Here is a 1,491-nt window from a genome sequence, read left to right on the forward strand (position 1 = left end):
ACGCACCGCATGATTATCAATATAGCCTGTCAACTTGGCATCAAGCGTGCCACCAGCTTCAATCGTGCCGTAAACAGCATCATAAGTGCGGACGGTTGTTTTGGTATCAGTAGTACTGCCATAATATGTTATGCCTGTAATACTACACCCTCCTAATAATGTGTGGCAATGTTTCTTCCTGCGATGTGTTTCAGTTACAATCTTTGTTGTTTCGGTTAAATCGCGCCCCTCATTGAGCAGCGTATCACCCTGCATCTCAATGTTGCCATTAGCAGCAATCAAACTGTAGCTATTACGGATATCGCCGGCATGAACCGTGAGATGACGTCCTACTAAAATCTGTGCAGCTCCATTGGTAAAATGAGGCTGCTGACGAATGATCGTAGTGTCAACATCTTCCTTTATCTGGTGGTGTCTAACCTCGGTTTTTTTCCATTTTCCTCGCACGTAACTGTGACCAACCACTTTATCGGTAACTTCAACCCCACCTTCACGCATGTTGGTAAGCGCTGAGACATCGAAGGTCATATCGCCTGACACGGCTTCTAAAAGCCCCGAGCTGTTGATCACATGACCAGCCCGCTCTCCACTTAAGCCACGGATGATGAGATTGTCTTCAGCAATGACATCGGCAAACTTATTAATAAAATCCCCATCTAAGGAGAAAATGGCAGATTTCTTGGCATAAATCAGCCCACTATTACTCAGATCAGCGCTCACATTGAGCGCAACCCCATCACCACTTGAGCCAATACTGCCGGCATTGTCCAAAACATCTGCGGTTAAGACAAAAGCACCACCACTTTTGAGAACACCGTCTTCACCATTTAAAACCAGAGCAACTTGCCCCAATGACGGATCATGGCTTTTTGCCACAAGCGTAAAACTGTCACTGGCTAAAAGCTGACCGGAATTGGCTAAAGACCCAAGCTTCGCATCAACAACACCGCCCACCATAATACCGGAATTGCTTAAAACATCATGACTGTTGAGAGTCAGTACCCCGCCTTGCGCTTCCACAAGCCCAGTTTGGGTGAGTGTGCCTGCCTTCAGCGTTACATCATAGGCGCCAACCTCACTTGTCTCGCCCATTGTCAATATGCCATCACTGGAAAGCTCTATCCGCTTTTTAGAGACAATGCGCCCCGTTTGGCTGAGATTTGTTTGCGCATGCAAAGCAATGGTATCATTGCTTTCTATTGTGCCACTATTGCTTAAATCACCGTGGCTGGTCAGTTGAAGGTCACCACGCTCAATCTCTATGTGCCCTGCTTGGATCACACTATCAGCAACAATATTGACTGCCCCTTGCGTAGAAATAAGACCATCAACATTCTCAAAACTGCCCACATCAATGCGCAAACCATCCCGGGCTAAAACATGCGCACCTTCATCATGTGTAGCGTTTTGTTGGTCTGAATTTGTCGTTTCAGCGCTTTTATTGACAAAAGACGTTGCAACAATCTTCATCTCACCGGCTAAAGCACTGAG

1 pseudogene is annotated in these 1,491 nt (G+C 46.5%); it reads right to left on the minus strand.

The annotated features are described in order from the left end of the window. Positions 1-1,491, minus strand: a pseudogene (locus tag ACFINE_RS09705) (filamentous hemagglutinin); the annotation flags it as partial.

The sequence above is a fragment of the Bartonella sp. AA97HXZ genome, from assembly GCF_042196985.1.
Classification (GTDB): Bacteria; Pseudomonadota; Alphaproteobacteria; order Rhizobiales; family Rhizobiaceae; genus Bartonella.